The sequence below is a fragment of the Hymenobacter siberiensis genome, assembly GCF_018967865.2.
GTDB lineage: Bacteria > Bacteroidota > Bacteroidia > Cytophagales > Hymenobacteraceae > Hymenobacter > Hymenobacter siberiensis.
On record NZ_JAHLZY020000001.1, the window covers coordinates 1,981,668 to 2,000,207 of the forward strand.

Consider the following 18,540-nt stretch of genomic DNA (forward strand, 5'->3'; position numbering starts at 1 on the left):
GAGTTGAGCGGGAGCGGAGTTGCCAGGGCTATGAAAATATAATAAAAAGTGAATATTTATCACCGTTCACCAAAATGCCCCTTCCGGGCAGGGGGTAAGTCCGGCCTGCCGGTGGCTGGCAGTGCCCCGCCGGCCGCCGGCATTGCCGCCCGGCCCAACCTGAGCCGTAAAAACCCGTTACCTTCCCCGGCGCAATCCCTCACCTTCCCGGCGCTCACTTATGACCCCAACTCCGACGCTTCCCGCTGCCGCCGCTGGCGCGGTCGAAAAAGACAACAAGCGCATCACCACCGGCTGGACCTTCTACGACTGGGCCAACTCGGTGTACCCGCTGGTGATTACCAGCTCAATTTTCCCGATTTACTGGGGCAGCATCACCAAGGCTATTAACCCCACCGACGTGGTCGATTTCCTGGGGTTTAAGGTGCCGGGCTCTTCGCTGCTCACTTATGCCATTTCGTTCGCCTTCCTGCTCATTGCCTTGGTCAGCCCGTTTCTCACGTCGCTGGCCGACTACTCGGGGCGTAAGAAGCTATTCCTGCAAATTTTCTGCTACATCGGGGCCATTAGCTGCGCGGCGCTGTACTTCTTCACCGAAGACAACCTCACGCTGAGCACCTTCATTTTTATTGCGGCCACGGTAGGCTTCAGCGGCAGCATCGTGTTCTACAATTCCTACCTGCCCGAAATTAGCTCCGAGGCGAATTTTGACTCGCTCTCGGCGCGGGGCTTTTCCATGGGCTACATCGGCTCGGTGCTGCTGCTGGTTATCTGCCTGGGCATCATCATGGGCCCGCACATCGCGGGCGGCCCCGAGGGCGTGGCCCTGTTTGGCATGAGCACCGGCAAGGCCACGCGGCTCAGTTTCCTGCTCACGGGCATCTGGTGGGTGGGCTTTGCCCAAATCCCGTTCTTCACCCTGCCGGCCGATGCCGGCCGCCCCGCCGATGCCCCCGTCAGCCAGGACGGCTGGCTGCTCAACGGCTTCCGCGAGCTGGGCAAGGTGTGGGACCAGCTCAAGCAGCAGCCCAACCTCAAGCGCTTCCTGCTGGCCTACTTCACCTACAACATGGGCGTGCAAACAGTGATGTACGTGGCCACCATCTTCGGCGACAAGGTGCTGAAGCTCGATAGCACCTCGCTCATCGTCACCATTCTGCTGCTCCAGATTGTGGGTATTCTCGGCGCCTGGATGTTTGCTAAAATCTCGGACCGCATCGGCAACACGCGGGCGTTGAGCATCGCGGTGTTTATCTGGATGCTGATTTGCGTGGCCGGCTATTTCGTGCAGGCCGGCTGGAGCTTCTACGCGCTGGCCTCCGTCATTGGCCTCACCATGGGGGCCGTGCAAAGCCTGTCGCGCAGCACCTATTCCAAGATTATACCCGAAAACACCCCGAATTCGGCCGCCTATTTCAGCTTTTTCGACGTGGTTGAGAAGCTCGGCATCGTTATCGGCACCCTCTCCTTCGGCCTGATTGCGCAAATCACGGGCTCGATGCGTAACAGCATTCTTTCGCTGATTGTGTTCTTCATTTTCGGCCTGGGCTTTCTGCTGACGTTGCGCGGCAAGAAGTTGCGCGAAGAATCCCTGGGGCCGATATCGCTGCCGCCGCCGCCGCCCGCCTCGGCCGGGGCCGAAATGGGCGCGCCCATGTCCCGGTAAAGTATTTCCGCCGCTGGAGCGTCCTGACCCTACGCGAGGGCCGCGCCCTCATCCGTTCACCTTCCATCTCCCCATCTTTCTTTATGAGCGACCCCACCACCGCCAATCCTTCCGTGCAAGCCCTCCTCAGCCAGGAGCTGAAGCGCGAGCTGGCCATCACCCGCCGCCTGCTGGAGCGGGTGCCCACCGAGCAGTTTGGCTGGCAGCCGCACGCCAAGAGCATGAAGCTCGGGACGCTGGCCTCGCACATGGCCAACCTCATTGGCTTCCTGCAAATGTCCCTCAGCGCCGATGCCACGGACATGGCCACCATGCAAATGCCCGAGTCGCCCACCACCACCGACGAGGTGCTCCGGCGCTTCGACGTGAACGCCGAGAACATCCACAAAGCCCTGGCCGACGTGGACGATGCCACTTTCAGCGCCATGTGGACCATGCGCCGCGGCGAACAAACCCTCATGGCCATGCCCCGCACCGCGGTGGCCCGCGTGCTCGTGCTCAACCACCTCATCCACCACCGCGGCCAGATGAGCGTGTACCTGCGCCTGCTCGACATTCCGGTGCCCGCCATCTACGGCGGCTCGGCCGACGAGGCCCCGCAGCGGTAGAAGCTGGCTATTTGCGGTCAAAAACTAGTTGCCCGCCAATCCAGGTTTGCAGCACGGCGGCACCGCGCAGCTGCTCCTTGGGCGCGGTCAGCAAGTCTGTATCCAGCACCACAAAATCGGCCAGCATGCCGGGCTTGATTTGCCCTTTGCGCTTCTCCTCGAAGCCGGCGTGGGCGGCCCAGGTGGTCATGCCGCGCAACGCCTGCTCGCGCGAAATGGCGTTTTCCATCTGGAAGCCGTCTTTGGGGAAGTTCTTGGCATCCTGCCGGGCCACGGCCGAGTGAAAGCCAAACAGCGGGTTGATGTCCTCCACCGGGAAATCGGAGCCCAGGGCCAGCTGGCCGTACTGCTTCAGCAATTCGGCGTAGGCGTAGGCCGTTTTCAGGCGCTCGGCTCCGAGGCGCTCGCCGGCCCAGTACATATCGGACGTGGCGTGGGTGGGCTGCACCGAGGGCACGATGCCGAACTGCCCGAACTTGGGCATGTCGGCCGGCGTGATGACCTGGGCGTGTTCAATGCGCCAGCGGCGGTCCTTTTGCCCCTTCAGCGCCTCGCCGTAGATGTTGAGGATGATGCGGTTGGCCGAGTCGCCGATGGCGTGGGTGTTCATCTGAAATTTCGATGCCGCCAATTCTTTGGCCAGGTCGCGGAACTGCTTTTCGGTAGAAAGCAGGAAGCCGGTTTCCTTGGGCTTGTCGGCATACGGCTTCACCAGGCAGGCCCCACGCGAGCCCAGCGCGCCATCGGCATACACCTTGAAGGAATTGATGGTGAGCTGGTCGGTGAAAACCGGGCCGTTTTTAAGGTAGTAGGCCCGGTTTTCGGGCGTGGGGGCCAGCATGGCGTAGAGGCGCAGCTTCAGCTTCTTTTGCTGCTGGAGGGCGGCCATCTGGTCGATGTCCGCTTTGTCGAGGCCGGCATCGGCGAGGCTGGTGAGGCCCACGGCCAGGCAGTTTTGCTGGGCCTGCAGCAGCAGCTGGGCGGCTTCGGCCGGGGCCGGGTCGGCGATTTTACTGCTCACCAGGCGCGTGGCATTGTCCACGAGCAGGCCGGTGAGGCGGCCCTGCGCGTCGCGCGTAATGGTGCCGCCGCTGATGGGCGTGCGGGCCGTGACGCCGGCCAAATCCAGGGCCTTCTGGTTCACGAGGGCGGCGTGGCCGTCTACACGGGTGATGAGCACGGGCACGTCGGGAAACAGCCGGTCAAGCGTGTCTTTGGTGGGGAACTGCTTGCTCGGCCAGTCGTTCTGGTCCCAGCCGCGGCCCGTGAGCCAGGCGGCCTGCGGGTATTTCTTCCGGTTCTCCTGCAGCTTCTCAATCACCGCTTTCCACGAGTTGGTGCCCACCAAATCGGCGCTCGGCAGGGCCAGCGCGTAGCGGTAGAAGTGGCAGTGCGCGTCGTAAAAGCCGGGGTAGATGAACTTGCCGCCCGCGTCTACTTCTTGCGCCGCCTGGTACTTCGCCTTGAGCTCGGCCGCCGAACCCACGGCCACGAATTTGCCATTCTTCACCGCAAAGGCTTCGGCTTTGGCGAAGGTCGAATCGACGGTGTAAACCGTGGCGTTGGTGACCAGCAAATCAACGGCTTCGCGGGGCGACTGGCAGCCGCTGAGCAGCGCGAGCAGCAGCAGGGGGGCGAAGAAATGGCGGAGCGAAGAATGGTTGGAACGAGACATTAATGAGTGAAGTGGGATGAAAAGAAAACGTCATGCTGAGCTTGTCGAAGCATCTCGCGTGCAATAGTAGTCAATTCGTTTGGGCGATTGAATTACTGCCTGATGTTACGCAGCCGGGTCGTTCTACTGTTCGCCTCACCCCCTGGCCCCCTCTCCTTTTCGGAGAGGGGGCCAGGGGGTGAGGCGAACGTGAGGCGCGAGGCTTGCTGCGTAACATCAGTTACTACTACTACATGCGAGCGGCTTCGGCAGCGCTCAACATGACGTTCTTTTTGTTGTGGACTTTCAGGATTATTCCACCACCACCTGCGTGCCCAGCTCAAAATGGAGGTGCGGGTTGAAGCGAACCGGGAATGGCTGGGCCTCATGGGCCTTGCCCTGCAGGAGCACGCGGCTGCGGCCGTATTCCATGCCATTGTTATCCAGCAGGCGCACCCGCACGGTATCACGGAAGGCCCGCTCGAAAATGACGTAGAGCGACAGCTGCGGCCGGCCGGCGCGCACGCTATCGTCGCCCGCCACAAACGACTTGCCCAGCCGCAGGCCCCGCGCCCGTAAGGTCGGGCTGAGGTTGGTTTGGGCCGTTTCGCGCCGGGCACCGGTGGCCAGCCCATCGGCCAGCGCCGTGGCCGATGGGCTGGCCGTCTCACTGGGTTTGCGCAATGTTTCTGTGGCCTCGTGCTTCGTCCGGTCGCAGCCCACAAGGCCGAGCGCCAGCATAAAAATTGCCCCGCCCCGCATCCGAAAATCAGTAAAGCTCCACATACGAAAGGGTCAGTTTGAATCTGCGAAATCCGTTAAATCCGTTAAAATCTGCGGTCTTTAGTCGAAGCGCATGTGCTTCACCGACTCGCCCGAAAACTGCAGCTCCTGCAGCGACTCGATGCCGATTTGCAGGTGGCGCTTCACGAAATCGGTGGTCACTTTCGAATCCGACTCCGAGGTTTTCACGCCCTCGGGCGTCATCGGGTTGTCGCTCACCAGCAGCAGGGCGCCGTGCGGGATGTCGTTCATGAAGCCGCACACGAAAATGGTGGCCGTTTCCATGTCCACGGCCAGGGCGCGCACGCGGCGCAGGTAGTCCTTGAACTCGGTATCGTGCTCCCACACGCGGCGGTTGGTGGTATATACCGTGCCGGTGTAGTAGTCCATCTCGTGCTTCTTAATCATCGACGACACGGCGCGCTGCAGGCGGAACGAGGGCAGGGCCGGAATTTCCTTGGGCAGGTAATCATCCGAAGTTCCTTCGCCGCGAATGGCCGCGATGGGCAGCACCAAATCGCCGAGCTTGGTCTTTTTCAGGCCGCCGCACTTGCCCAGAAACAGGGCTGCCTTGGGCTTGATGGCCGACAGCAAATCCATAACCGTGGCCGCCATGGGCGAGCCCATGCCGAAGTTGATGATGGTGATGCCGTTAGCCGTGGCCGACTGCATGGGCTTGTCCAACCCGTTCACCTTCACGTCGAACTGCTCGGCAAACATGTACACGTAGTTGCTGAAATTGGTCAGCAGAATGTACTGCCCAAAATCATCGAGGGCTACGCCCGTGTAGCGTGGCAACCAGTTATTTACAATCTCTTCTTTGGTCTTCATAAGCAAGTGCTTGGTTATTGGTGCTTAGTGCTTGGCTGTTTTGTACAGTAGACCTCCGTCCGCCGGTGCTTGGCTGGTGAGAATCCCGGCTTTTGAAACCCATTGGCACGAGGCGAAGAACACCAAGCACCAGGCACAAAGTACCAAGTACTATTTTTGGAGGTGATGCAAGCCTTGGACCTGCCGCCTTTCGAAGCCAAACTTACGCAATCGGCCACAAATCAGCCGCTCATCTGGGATGGGCTGCGGCGTAAGCACGTCGTGCTCACCCCCGAAGAGTGGGTGCGTCAGCACGTTGTTCATTATTTGATAAGCCACCTGGGCTACCCGCGCGGCCTGCTGGCCCTGGAGCGCGGCCTGCGCTATAACCAGCGCCGGAAGCGCACCGACCTGCTGGCCCTCGGCCCCACCGGCCAGCCGCTGCTGCTGGTGGAGTGCAAAGCGCCCTCCGTGGCCATCGACGCGGCCGTGGCCCGCCAAGCTACCACCTACAACCAAACCATCGGTGCGCCGCTGCTGCTGCTCACCAACGGCCTGGTGCACTACTGCTGGCGGGTCGATTTCGCGACGCGAACCAATGAGCGGCTGGAGGAGATTCCGGCGTTTTCGGTTGCAGTGGGGCTGTAGGTTCCCCGCTGCGCTGCGCGCCGGTTGCTTCCCCGGGGAATTCGTGAGCCGGTTTGGCCAAATCCGGCTGCACCCCTGGTTCCAGGCGTAGTGCGCCAGCCGGAAGCAGTATGCCGGCCGCTTCCGGCCGCATTCAAAAACGCGGAGGTTAGCTATGTGGAGCAATACGGGACATTTTTTTAGTGGCAGAAGCGCGGCGGTATTATTAATATATAAAATATAATATATTTAAATCAATACTGGATAGCGTCCTAACATGCCTGCAGTGGCCTGTTGGAGGAAAGCTGAGCATTAGGAGGATTTTTTCCACCTGAAAATAGCATTCTTATGCCACCTTAACTACACGTTTTCCCGAATTGAATCCATCATCAGGGACGAATAGCATACTTTTCATTCCCTGATGAGGCCGGAACCTCCCGGCCCCCAAAGCGGTAGCTTATTGCTTGCTGCATCCCGAAAACACCGCCGCGTAGCGCCCGCCAGCGGGGATGCTGAGCCAGCGTTGCACCCCCGCTGGCAGCCCCTTAAGCATCGAAAGCCGCTCTCCCGGCTCTGCTTGGTAACTGGGGCTTCTGTTTCTGGTTGCTCGTTGCTGGTTTAACGCGATTGAGCCGGGTTGCCGGCCGAAAACCAACCAGCAACCCGCTTAAACCAGTAGAAACTTCTGGTTCAAAAGTTACTGGCGTAACAGTAGTTGGTAACCAATCCCCATTCCAGCTGGTGCTGCCCTGGTAGCGCCCCACGCGCTTGCGCCTGGCGGCCCCGCCGCCAGCCTGGCCGTGTATTGCGCCCAGGCAAGGGCGCACCCCCCCTGACTCCGCATTTTAGAATGGTGTTGTGGCTACCGGCACCGCAACGGCTGCCGGGCACTTGCTCTATTCATCCACTATTTTTTGTCAGCTGCCATGAAAAACCATGAATCAATTATCTCATGTGCCGGTGCCCCGGATAAGCCTCGGGGCGGTGTCGTATTGCCTTGCCGGCACGAGCCAGCGAACCATGCACAAAGCCTGAAGACCACGGCCGGTTGGCAATGGCTTGTGCTGGCGGTGATGGCCGCCGTTTTCTCTTTTTCAACGGTGAGCTTTGGTCATGCCGCGCCCTTGGATATGGTGGCTGGCGCTGGCACAGGCGTCAGTGCCAGCCATTGCCCTTCGCCCCCGGTGCTTTCGAGCGCCAACGTTAAGGTGACGCAACCTACCTGCACCAATTCAACCGGTTATATACAAGTGCTCAATGCGCCGTTCAACAGCGTGGCCCAACTTACGCCGAACGCGCCCAAGCCTTCCGGGGGCAACCCCTATCTGTTCTCCTACCTGGTGCCCGGTACCTACCGCCTCACCCTGACGGTGAACGGCTGCACCTCGGCCCCGCGCACCATCGTCATCAATCCGGCTCCTGCACCGGTGCTCACGCTGGCCAATGTTAGGGTAACGCAACCTGCCTGCACCACCACTACCGGCTATATTCAGGTGCTGAATCCGCCGGCGGGCGCCACGGACCAGCTCACGCCGAATGCGCCCAGACCGTCCGGGGGCAACGCTTTTCTGTTCTCGTTCCTGCCGCCGGGCACCTACAGCCTCACGCTGACGGCGGCGAACGGCTGCACCTCCGCTCCGCTGTCGATAGTCATCAATCCGGCCGCGCAGGTCGTCACCAGCTTCACCTTAGTCAATGCCGATACCGATACCGATACCGACACCGACCCGCAGCCCCTGACCGACCGGATGGTGCTCAACCTGCCCACGCAGAACCTGAACGTCCGGGCCAATACCAGCCCGGCCAACGTTGGCAGTGTCGTATTTAGCCTTAATGGGCCCACCAGCCAGAACCAGACCGAGCTGGTAGCCCCGTACGCGCTGTTCGGCGACGACGGTGCGGGCGACTACTTCGGCCGGACCCTGACCCTGGGGCGTTACGTGTCCTTGTTGGCCCAGCCGTACTCCACCACCGGCTGCGCGGGTACCCCGTTGGAAATCACCTTCACCGTAGTCAATGAGCCAGTTACGGCAGGCAATATCGCCTACACCCTGGTCAATGCAAATACCGGCCTCGATATTCAGGCGCTTGTGAACGGGGCCACGCTCAACTTGTCCACGCTGCTCACGCGCAACCTGAACATCCGGGCCAACACAAATCCTGCTACGGTGGGCCGGGTCGAATTTGCCCTCTGCGGCGCCCAGACCTGGAGCCAGACCGAAATGGTGCCTCCATACGCACTGTTCGGCGACAATGGTGCGGGCAACTATTTCGCCTGGACTCCCACGGCCGGCGGCTATACCCTGACCGCGACATCCTACACGGCCGGCGGCATCGCGGGCACCCCGCGCTCCATCGCCTTCAGCGTGACCGATGGCGTGGCCCGCACCACCCTGGCTTCTGCGGCTGCCAGTCTGGCCACCGCTGCCCGCAAAGCAGCGGTCGGAACGGAGTTTACGGCGCTGGTGAAGGCGTATCCAAACCCCTCCGACGGGCAGGTAAGCCTGCTATTGCCGGAGGCTTTGCAGGGCGAGGTTTCCTACACGCTGGTATCGGCGCTCGGGGCAAAAGTGAGCAGTGGCACCCTTCAGGCCGCCAACGGGACCACGGCCCTGCGGCTCGATTTCTCCCGGTAAATGCAGGCCAGCGGCGTTTACATGCTGCACCTAACCAGCGGGCACACCCAGGCCCACCTCAAATTGCTGCGCCGGTAGCGGTAGTATCTGACACGGGAATTACCTGCGCAACGCCGGCAACTACATCGAGAGCTGTTCAGCAAGTTGCTTTCTGAATAGCTTTATTGCAAAAAGCCCGGTCGCAACTGCATGCGGCCGGGCTTTTCAAGCTAAAAACGAGGGCTGAAAGCCCTGGTTTTGGGGTTTGATACTCTACCCTACTATTTTTCAGGTACAAAAACGGGGCAGCCCGACCTTTGGGGTTACGACACCACCAAAAACCCGTTCTGCCCCGTGAAGCAACACTTCGCCGCTAAAATTACGACGCTTTTGCAGCAGGCCCCGTTTGTGGGCCACTTGTCCCGCCAAAAGTTTGTGGGCCAGTTTATTCTTGGCCTGATAAAGAGCCGCAACGTGCAATTCGGCGAGGTGGCCCAGCACCTCAATGACGCGGCCAAGCCCGCCTCGAACGAAACGCGCATTCAGGACTTTTTCCGCGAAGTAGACCTCAATTACGTACTGGTGGCCAGGATTTTACTGAGTTTGTTGCCTGCGCAGGGCAAGCTGCGCTTATGCCTCGACCGCACGGAGTGGGACTTCGGCCAGTGCCAAGTGAACATCCTGCTCGTCACCGTCGGCACGGGCGAGGTCCACGTGCCCCTTTATTGGCACCTGCTCGACAACCGCAGCGGCAACTCCAACGCCGCCGACCGCATCGCGGTGCTCGAAAAGTGCCTGGCCTTGCTGGGCAAAGACCGCATCGGCCTGGTCGTGGGCGACCGGGAATTTGTCGGCCATGCGTGGTTCAAGTGGCTCAAAGACAATGGGCTTAATTTTGTCATGCGCCTGCCCAAGCACCACTGCCTGACCCACGCCGACGGCCGGCGGCAGGCCGTGGCCGACCTGGGCCTGGTGCCGGGGCAGGTGCGCCGCTTCGCCCACGTGCAGGTCGACGGAGTCTGGGGGCAGGTCTGGGTCAAGGCCGTGGCGGCGGACGCGTTTGTCTTCCTGTTTGCCACGGCCGGTCTGAACCACCTCGAGCAACTCTATGCCAAGCGCTGGACGATTGAGCAATGCTTTCAAAATCTGAAAGGGCGGGGCTTTAACCTGGAAGCCACCCACTTGCGCTGTTTCCAAAAGCTGCGCAAGCTCGTGGCCCTGGTCAGCCTGGCCTACGCGTTTTGTCTGGGCGTGGGCGCGGCCGCCCACGGCGGCCGCCAGCCCATTGCCCGCAAAAACCACGGCTACCGGGCCGCCAGCCTGAGCCGCCACGGCCTCAATCTGCTCCGCCAACTCGCCCGCCCGCTGACCCTGCCCGAGGACCCATTGGCCCGCTTGGTTGAAACGCTACTGAACTGGATTACGAGGCAACTTGCTAAAAATCAATTACTAAAAATAGTAGGGTAGAGTAGCTTTTTCATAGGACCAAAAAATTGCGTGAAACAAATTGCCCGCGCTGGCTAGAGCACGGCCAATTGGGGTGGCTTTAATGAGGAAAAGCAATTCCGGGTTCTGATAAAGCGCAAATAGGTAGCCTGAAATCCTCCGAACAAGCATTTGCGCTCGTCGTTGTAATCCCGCTAAGCCACTATTTATAAAGCCTGTTATCCAGCAGCCCGTTCACGTAGAACTGCACGTTGGCCCGCAACTCATCACCGTATTGTTGAACCAGGGCCGGGTCGGGGTTGGCAACGGGTTCATTGGGAATAAAATGGGTCTGGTAGGGGTAGAGGCGCACTTCATTCTTGTTGGTGAGCTCGGTCACGAAGTCAGAATGCACGAGGAAGTACGAATCGCCGTCGCGGAATATGGCGCGGCCCGAAGCGGCGGGGTCGAACACCGACGCACCGAAGGGCAGCAGGGCCGGCTGCTCCTGCGCCAGGCCCAGCACGTCGAGCACTGAGGCGGGCACATCTACCTGCTGCGTGATGCGGTGCGGGTTGGCGGCCGGCAGCGGCGGGCCGGGCCGGAAAAATAGCAGTGGCGTTTTGTGCACGCCCAGCGGGTTCTGGTAGCCGGCGCGGTCCGACTGCGATGTGTGGTCGGCCGTGAGCACGAACAGCGTGTGCGCGTACCACGGCTCGCGGCTGGCCGCCGCAAAAAAGCGCCGCAACGCCATATCCGCGTAGGCAATGGTGGGGTGGATGGGCTGCGTGCCCACCGAAAATTTGCCCTGGTACTTGGCGGGCAGCGAGAACGGCTCGTGCGCGCTGAGCGTGAACACCGTGGCCATAAACGGCTGTTTGGTGGCTGTGAGCCGGCGGTTGAGATACTGCAGGTAGGGCTCATCAAAAATGCCCCAGTGGCCGTCGTAGTCGGGGCTGCCGGCCCCGCCGGGGTATTCATTCAGGCCGTAGTAGTGCTGCATGCCGGCAATGCCGGCAAACATATCGAAGCCCATGGTGCCGTTGGAGCCGGCGTGGTACATGGCCGTGTTGTAGCCGTGGCGGCCCAGAATTTCGCCCAGCCCGTGCAGCTCCGCCGTCTGAAAGCTGGAGGTGATAAACGGCTCATCCATGAGCGAAGGCAGACCCGAGAGCACGGCCGGCAGCGCCTCGATGGAGCGGCGGCCGTTGGCGTAGTTCTCCCGCATGAGCCGCGCCCCGGGAGCCACCGCCAGCGAATCGAAAAAGGGCGTGAAGCTAACCTGGCCCCCGTTTTCCACGCCGGTGTATTCCGAGCCGAAGCTTTCCAGCAGCAGCAGCACCACGTTGTCGGGCGGGGTGGGGGCGGCGGCGCGGGCGGGTAGCGGGGCAGCATTCAGGGCCGGCCGCAGCGCCGTGGTGGTGGGAAAATAGTTCACCCGGTCAATCTGCACTTCATCAAATGATTTCAGGACCGTGAACGCGCTGTTCAGGGCCAGGTGGCCGAGCACGGCGGGCTGCTGCTCGAAGGCAATGCCGGTGCGCAGCGGCTTCAGCTGCCAGCCGCCGCGCAGGCCCAGCACCACCAGGCCCACCACCAGCAGAAACTCCATGCCGCGCTGCACCCAGCGCCCGCGGCCGGCCGGTGCCGCCAGCTCGGCCCGCGTGGGCATGGGGCACAAGCGCCACAGCAAATACACCAGCCCCGCCAGCGGAATGGCCAGGTACCAGTAGTGCAGGCCAATCTGCCCGGCCTGTTGGGCAATGTCGTGGCCAATGGTGTTCCACTCGTTGCTCAGCCGCCGCCCAATGAACTTAAAGTATTCCCAGTCAATGATATTGAGTAGGATGCCCGGCACGTTTAGCAGCACAAACAGGCCGCGCAGCCACTGCTGCCCGCGCCGCGATGCTACCGGCATCAGCAGCGAAGGCAGCACCAGCAGCAGGTTAAGCCACAGCAGCGCGGCCACATCAAACCGCAGCCCGTGCACGAAAGCCGCCGCCACCGCCCCCGGTCCAATTCCCCGGAACGTGACCAGGTTGAGGCCGTAAAAACCCAGGCGGAGCAGCGTATAAACGGCCAGCAGCAGCGCAAAGCGACGCAGCAGCAGGCGGATGGCGGGAGAGGGAAGCAAGGTGGAGTTGAGAGTTAGGAGTTAAAAGTGAAGAGTTAAAACCAGCGCGAGAGCATCAACAAAGTAAAGCCTTCCCAACACATGGTCGGGAAGGCTTTTAACTTCTAACTCTTAACTTTTAACTCAAACAGCCGCCAGTTCCAGCACGGTTTCCACGTTCACCAGGGGCAGGCCCCAGGCATCGGCCACGCCTTTGTAAACCACCTCGCCGTGCACCACGTTCAGGCCGAGGCGCAGGGCCTCGTCGCGGCGGCAGGCTTCCTGCCAGCCCTGGTTGGCCAGTTTCACGGCGTAGGGCAGCGTGGCGTTGGTGAGGGCCAGAGTGCTGGTGTAGGGCACCGCGCCGGGCATGTTGGCCACGCAGTAGTGCACCACGTCGTCGATGATGAAGGTCGGATTTTCGTGGGTCGTGGGATGGCAGGTTTCAATGCAGCCGCCCTGGTCCACGGCCACGTCTACCACCACGGTGCCGGGGCGCATGGTCTTCAGCATGTCGCGGGTGATGAGGTGCGGAGCCTTCGCGCCGGGAATCAGCACCGCGCCCACAATCAGGTCGGCAGTTTTGATGGCTTCGCGGATGTTGTACTCGTTTGAGTACTGCGTCACCACATTCTTGGGCATGAAGTCGTCGAGTTCGCGCAGACGGTTCAGGTTGATGTCCATGATGGTAACCTGGGCACCGAGGCCGGCGGCTACTTTGGCCGCCTGCGTACCCACGATACCGGCCCCGAGCACGAGTACGTGCGCCGGCTTCACGCCGGGCACGCCGCCGAGCAGAATGCCACGGCCTTTCAGGGGTTTCTCCAGGTACTTGGCACCTTCCTGGGGGGCCATGCGGCCGGCCACTTCGCTCATCGGAATGAGCAGGGGCAGGGCACGGTTGCTGAGCTCCACCGTCTCATAAGCCAGGCAAATAGCCTTGCGCTCAATCATGGCGTGGGTCAGCTCCTCGCCGCTGGCGAAGTGGAAGTAGGTGAACAGCAGCTGGTTCTCCTTGATGAGCGGATACTCTTCCGCAATCGGCTCCTTCACTTTGATAATCATCTCCGCTTGCCCGTACACGTCGGCAATGGTGGGCAGCATGGTCGCACCGGCCGAAGTGTACTCCTCGTCCGAGAAGCCCGAGCCTTCGCCGGCAGTGCTTTGCACCAGCACGTTGTGGCCGTGCTTGCGCAGCTCGGCTACGCCGGCGGGCGTGAGGCCCACGCGGTTTTCGTTATTTTTAATCTCCTTAGGAACGCCAATAATCATGAGCGAAGGTGGGAATAAGAGGGATGAGGTGAGGTTAGACTTCGAGCCGCAAAGATAGGGCGCGGGGCTACTACCCGGCGCGTCAAGATTTGGTTCAGGCTACGCGGTTGCCAGCAGCGCATTCAGGTCGAGGGCGCGGGTGTACATCTGCACTTCGCCGTTGGCGGCCAGGGGCCACTGCGCGCGCGGCCGGTCCCAGTACAGCTCCACGCCGTTGCCATCGGGGTCGTCGAGGTAAATGGCTTCCGACACGCCGTGGTCGGCCGAGCCGGTGATGGGGTAATTGGCCGCTGCCAGCTGCCGGAGCGCGCCCGCCAGCTCGGCCCGCGTGGCGTACAGAATGGCCGTGTGGTACAGCCCCGCGCCGTGCTTGCGGGCGGGCGGCCCACCCAGGCTGTTCCAGGTATTGAGCCCAATGTGGTGGTGGTAGCCCCCGGCCGAAATAAAAGTCGCCTGGTTGCCAAACCGCTGCATGACCTGGAAGCCCAGAATGTCGCGGTAAAAACCCAGGGCTTTGTCAATGTCCGTTACCTGCAGGTGAACGTGGCCGATGCGCGTCTGCGCCGATGCTTCGTAAGAGGCGCTGGCTGCGGGAGCGGCACCGGAAACTGCGTTTTCCATAAGATTTCAGTTGATTGACAAGTTACCAATGTACCAACATCAATCCAAAAAAAGGAGCCCCGCCACAATGGCAGGGCTCCAAAAACAAACCGGCTACAAAATCCGTGAAATCCGCTAAAATCCGGGCTAATCCGTGGTCTTATTTGAAGGGCACGGCCGTGCCGCTCTCCTTCACCATGCTGTTGCCGCTGAGGTCGCGCACAATATTGGCCTTGAGCGTGATTTTGGCGTCGCCGCTCACGTCGTTGGACGTGATGGTGACGACGTCGCTCACCTGCCCGAGCTGGCGCTGGCTATATAGTAGCTCCACCATGGCGCTCTGGCCGGGCGCGATGGGGGCGGGGTTATTTTTGTAGCCCACGCAGTAGCAGCCCGACGACAGGGCCCCAAGCACGAGCTCGGTTTTGCCGGTGTTCTTCACCGTGAAACGGGCGGTGGGCTGCTGGCCGGCTTCCATCTTGCCAAAATCGTGGGCGCTTTGGTCGAGTATCAGGTGGGGCGAGGCGGCCAGCTGGGCCGGCGTGAGTGTGGGCTTAATCTGGTCTTTGGTGAGTACCGTACCTTTGATGCTGAGGACTTTGCTGGCCTCGGTGGCGTTGCTGGTCACGGTCACCGTTTTGTTGAACACGCCGGGGCGGCCGGCGCTGCTGTACATGGCTTTGATGACGCCCATTTTGCCGGGCAGCACCGGGGTTTTGGTCCAGTCCGGGGTGGTGCAGCCGCAGCTGGCCTGCACGTTGGAAATGATAACGGGCTGATTGCCGGTGTTTTTAAACTTGAACTCGTGGGTGGCCATTGTGCCCTCGGGCACGTTGCCGAAGTCGTGGCCGTCGGTCGTGAACTGCATCACGCCCTGGGCGTGGGCCGCGCCGGCCAGGGCCAGCAGGCAAATAGTAAGGAATTTCTTCATGATTTCTAAACCCTGAGCCGGTAATCAAAAGCCAGCGCGGGCGGTTTTGAAGGAGAAAAACAAAACCGGCAGTAACAGTGTCGGGCTGAGAATCAGCCCCCAAAGTCTGCCACCACCGTACCCCAAATATACGTCCAAACCCCACCACGCCACCTACCCGGCCCCGATTCCGTATTTTTGCATCACGGCTCCGGCCGTCCGCCCTTCCTGCTTCAAAATTCCTACGTATCCTGACCCCTATTATATGTCCGTAGCCGAAACCGTCGTGCCCGCGCTAGCCGCGCCCCTCACCAAGGCCGACTTTCTCACCGATTACCGCCTGGCCTGGGAAAGCCGCCACGCCTCGCTGGCCGGCCGTAAAGAAGTATTCATGGGCAAAGCCAAGTTTGGTATCTTCGGCGATGGCAAGGAGGTGCCACAGCTGGCCATGGCCCGCGCCTTTCAGGACGGCGATTTCCGCGCCGGCTACTACCGCGACCAGACGTTTATGGCCGCCATTGGCCAGCTCACCTGGGAGCAGTATTTCTCGCAGCTCTATGCCAACCCCGACGTGGAGGCCGAGCCCGCCACGGCCGGCCGCGCCATGAACGGCCACTTCGCCACCCGCATGCTGGATGAGGACGGCAACCTGACCGACCTCGCCCACACCAAGAATTCCTCGGCCGACATCTCGCCCACCGCCGGCCAGATGCCGCGCCTGCTGGGCCTGGCCTACGCCTCCAAGCTGTTCCGCCAGAACCCCGAGCTGCATCAGTTCGACACGCTTTCCACCAACGGCAACGAGGTGGCGTTCGGTACCATCGGTAATGCCAGCACCTCGGAGGGCATGTTTTTTGAGGCCCTGAATGCGGCCGGCGTGCTGCAGGTGCCCATGCTGGTGAGCGTGTGGGACGACCATTACGGCATCTCCGTACCGGCTGAATATCAGACTACCAAGCAGAGCATCAGTGAAATTATGATGGGCTTGCAGCGTGAGGGCGAAGGCCAGTCGGGCTTCGAGATTTACGTAGTGCGCGGCTGGGATTATGCCGGTTTGGTCGATACGTACCAGCGCGCCGCCGCCGTGTGCCGCGAGCAGCACGTGCCCGTGCTCATCCACGTCACCGAGCTCACGCAGCCGCAGGGCCACAGCACCAGCGGCTCGCACGAGCGCTACAAGAGCAAGGACCGCCTGACCTGGGAGGAGGACCACGACTGCCTGCACAAGCTGCGCGAGTGGCTGCTGGCCGAAGGCCACGCCACCGAGCTGGAACTCGACGAAATTGAGAAACAAGCCGCTGCCGTTATCAAAGCCGCCCGCACAGCCGCCTGGGCCGCCTTCTTCGACCCCATCAAAGCAGAGCGCGACGAGGCTGTGGCCCTGCTCGAAAAGCTGGTGGCCGACACCGGCACCGAAAACACGCTGCACGAGCAGGTGGAGCAGCTGAAAACCAACCCCACGCCCATCCGGGCCGACATTGTGCGGACCATGCGCCGCGTGCTGCGCCAGGTGCGCAACGAGAAGCGCAGCTTCGGCCGTCGCTCGGTGCAGCGCCACCTGGAGCAATTGCTGGCCGAAAACGCCGACCGCTACAACTCCAACCTGTTCAGTCAGAGCGAGCTGGCGGTGGGCAACATTGAGGAAGTGGCCGCCACCTACGCGCCCGATGCTCCCGTGGTGGACGGCCGCGAGGTGCTCCAAGCCTGCTTCGACGCCAACTTCCAGCGCGACCCCAAAATCTTCGCCATCGGCGAGGACGTGGGCAAGATTGGTGATGTGAACCAGGCCTTTGCAGGCTTGCAGGACAAGTTTGGCGAGCTGCGCGTGACCGATACCGGCATCCGCGAGTGCACCATTGTGGGGCAGGGGATTGGGGCGGCCCTGCGAGGCCTGCGGCCGATTACCGAAATCCAGTACCTTGATTATCTGCTATATGCCATCCAGATTCTGAGCGACGACCTGGCCTGCCTGCAATACCGCACCAAGGGCGGCCAGAAGGCCCCCCTCATCGTCCGGACGCGGGGGCACCGGCTGGAGGGCGTGTGGCACTCCGGCTCGCCCATGCAGATGATTCTGGGCAGCATCCGGGGCATTCATTTGTGCGTACCGCGCAACATGGTGCAGGCCGCCGGCTTCTACAACACGCTGCTGCGGAGCGACGAGCCCGCCATCGTGATTGAGTGCCTGAATGGCTACCGCCTGAAGGAAAAAACGCCCAGCAACGTGGGCGAATTTACCCTACCGTTGGGCCGCCCCGAGGTGCTGAAAAAAGGCACCGACGTAACGGTGGTCACCTACGGCTCGATGTGCCGCATCGTAATGGACGCCGCCAAGCAGCTGGCCGACGTGGGCATTTCCGTGGAAGTTATCGACGTGCAAACCCTGCTGCCCTTCGACACCGACCACCTCATCGCCGACAGCCTCCAGAAAACCAACCGCGTGCTGTTTACCGATGAGGACGTACCCGGCGGCGGCACCGCCTTTATGATGCAACAGGTGCTGGACGAGCAGCAGGCCTACCGCTTCCTCGACGCGCAGCCGCGCTGCCTGGCCGCGCAGGCCCACCGCCCAGCCTACAGCTCCGACGGCGACTACTTCAGCAAGCCCAACGCCGAAGACGTGTTCGACACCATCTATGAGATGATGAGCGAGGACGCGCCGGAGCAGTTTCCAGCTATCTACTAATAGCCTATTCAAATAGGCACCAAAAAGCACGTCATGCAGAGCGCAGCGAAGCATCTTTACCGCGTAACGCAATCAATTACTATTGCGGTAAAGATGCTTCGCTGCGCTCTGCATGACGTGCTTTTTGGATGGGTTCTAAGCAGGTAACGCTGTAGGCCGGCCCGCGGGCCTACAGCGTTACCTCGCTGGTGGTGATTTTGTTGCTCTCGTGCAGGCCACGGTCCAGGATGCTGATTTCGAACCGGAAAACCTGGCCGGGCGCGAATACCGTGCCGTCGAGGGAAAGAGGCAGCTTATAGCGCAGCTCGCCTTTCAGCGGGGCGGCGCGGCCGTCGGCCCCGTTGAGGCGGGGGTACTGGCTGTCGTATTCGCCCGCGATACCGGCGGGAAAAGGCGGCTGGGCTGGCGTCACAAAAAAATCGAAATTCTTAGTAACGGCGTTCTTTTTGTAGGGCTGAATGAAGTAGTTGTAGCTGTAGCCCCGGTTGTTGTGCCCGCCGGTTTTGGTGTTGAAGGGGGCCCTGGCGAGGTCTTCCGGGCCCAGGCCCAAGTCGCCGTCGCCATCGCGGAAGCCGAGCACGAATTCCAGCGTATCGCGGCCCACGTTGCCATTCACGGCAGGAATGCGTGTCACCTTAACATCCCGGAACTCAATTTCGGGCGTATTCGAGTAACTGGGAGCGCTGAGGCAGCCGCTGAGGCCCGCCCCGGCCAGGCCAAAGAAAGCAATTCCGCGCAGGGTACGAAACAGGTTCATAAAGACAGGAAGTG

Annotated in this window: 14 protein-coding genes; 6 read left to right on the forward strand and 8 right to left on the reverse strand. The window is 61.3% G+C overall.

Going from position 1 to position 18,540, the window contains the following annotated elements; genetic code table 11:
• Positions 1-220 precede the first annotated feature (220 nt).
• Both KQ659_RS08800 and KQ659_RS08805 read left to right on the forward strand, forming a co-directional pair.
• Positions 221-1,666, forward strand: coding sequence for an MFS transporter (locus KQ659_RS08800; RefSeq protein ID WP_226915601.1), 1,446 nt, complete (start codon positions 221-223; stop codon positions 1,664-1,666).
• A gap of 83 nt (positions 1,667-1,749) precedes the next feature.
• Complete coding sequence (locus KQ659_RS08805; RefSeq protein ID WP_216689127.1) at positions 1,750-2,274, forward strand: DinB family protein; 525 nt, start codon at positions 1,750-1,752, stop codon at positions 2,272-2,274.
• A 7-nt stretch (positions 2,275-2,281) separates the two neighbouring features.
• Here KQ659_RS08805 and KQ659_RS08810 read toward each other — a convergent pair whose 3' ends face one another.
• From KQ659_RS08810 to KQ659_RS08820, 3 genes are all read right to left on the reverse strand, one after another.
• Positions 2,282-3,949: an amidohydrolase gene (locus tag KQ659_RS08810; RefSeq protein WP_216689126.1), complete on the reverse strand. Its 1,668-nt coding sequence runs from the start codon at positions 3,947-3,949 to the stop codon at positions 2,282-2,284.
• A gap of 291 nt (positions 3,950-4,240) precedes the next feature.
• Positions 4,241-4,714 (reverse strand): hypothetical protein, encoded by a 474-nt coding sequence (locus KQ659_RS08815; RefSeq protein ID WP_216689125.1) that lies wholly within the window; start codon positions 4,712-4,714, stop codon positions 4,241-4,243.
• Between the two features lie 57 nt (positions 4,715-4,771).
• The gene (locus KQ659_RS08820; protein WP_216689124.1) at positions 4,772-5,542 is read right to left on the reverse strand and encodes an AMP nucleosidase; all 771 of its coding nucleotides are present in this window, start codon (positions 5,540-5,542) and stop codon (positions 4,772-4,774) included.
• A 165-nt stretch (positions 5,543-5,707) separates the two neighbouring features.
• Between KQ659_RS08820 and KQ659_RS08825 the strand changes: the two genes are divergently transcribed.
• The 3 genes from KQ659_RS08825 to KQ659_RS08835 all read left to right on the forward strand — a co-directional run bounded on the left by KQ659_RS08825 (position 5,708) and on the right by KQ659_RS08835 (position 10,230).
• A complete protein-coding gene (locus KQ659_RS08825; RefSeq protein ID WP_216690715.1) occupies positions 5,708-6,169 on the forward strand; it encodes a type I restriction enzyme HsdR N-terminal domain-containing protein in 462 nt (153 codons plus the stop codon).
• Between the two features lie 1,229 nt (positions 6,170-7,398).
• Positions 7,399-8,784 (forward strand): hypothetical protein, encoded by a 1,386-nt coding sequence (locus KQ659_RS08830; RefSeq protein WP_216689123.1) that lies wholly within the window; start codon positions 7,399-7,401, stop codon positions 8,782-8,784.
• 333 nt (positions 8,785-9,117) lie between these two features.
• Positions 9,118-10,230 (forward strand): IS4 family transposase, encoded by a 1,113-nt coding sequence (locus tag KQ659_RS08835; protein ID WP_216688119.1) that lies wholly within the window; start codon positions 9,118-9,120, stop codon positions 10,228-10,230.
• Between the two features lie 181 nt (positions 10,231-10,411).
• Here KQ659_RS08835 and KQ659_RS08840 read toward each other — a convergent pair whose 3' ends face one another.
• The 4 genes from KQ659_RS08840 to KQ659_RS08855 form a co-directional block, all read right to left on the reverse strand.
• Positions 10,412-12,322 (reverse strand): LTA synthase family protein, encoded by a 1,911-nt coding sequence (locus KQ659_RS08840; RefSeq protein WP_216689122.1) that lies wholly within the window; start codon positions 12,320-12,322, stop codon positions 10,412-10,414.
• A 123-nt stretch (positions 12,323-12,445) separates the two neighbouring features.
• Positions 12,446-13,573 carry an alanine dehydrogenase gene (ald, locus tag KQ659_RS08845; protein ID WP_216689121.1) on the reverse strand — a complete coding sequence of 376 codons (1,128 nt, stop codon included), beginning with the start codon at positions 13,571-13,573 and terminating at the stop codon, positions 12,446-12,448.
• A gap of 99 nt (positions 13,574-13,672) precedes the next feature.
• Positions 13,673-14,194 carry a VOC family protein gene (locus KQ659_RS08850; RefSeq protein WP_216689120.1) on the reverse strand — a complete coding sequence of 174 codons (522 nt, stop codon included), beginning with the start codon at positions 14,192-14,194 and terminating at the stop codon, positions 13,673-13,675.
• A 139-nt stretch (positions 14,195-14,333) separates the two neighbouring features.
• Positions 14,334-15,104, reverse strand: coding sequence for a DUF1573 domain-containing protein (locus KQ659_RS08855; protein ID WP_216689119.1), 771 nt, complete (start codon positions 15,102-15,104; stop codon positions 14,334-14,336).
• A 244-nt stretch (positions 15,105-15,348) separates the two neighbouring features.
• Here KQ659_RS08855 and KQ659_RS08860 point away from each other — a divergent pair, with 244 nt between their 5' ends.
• Entirely contained in the window at positions 15,349-17,769 is a 2,421-nt protein-coding gene (locus tag KQ659_RS08860; protein WP_216689118.1) for an alpha-ketoacid dehydrogenase subunit alpha/beta, read from the forward strand.
• Between the two features lie 169 nt (positions 17,770-17,938).
• Here the strand turns inward: KQ659_RS08860 and KQ659_RS08865 are convergent, their stop codons facing one another.
• A complete protein-coding gene (locus tag KQ659_RS08865; protein ID WP_216689117.1) occupies positions 17,939-18,526 on the reverse strand; it encodes a hypothetical protein in 588 nt (195 codons plus the stop codon).
• Positions 18,527-18,540 lie beyond the last annotated feature (14 nt).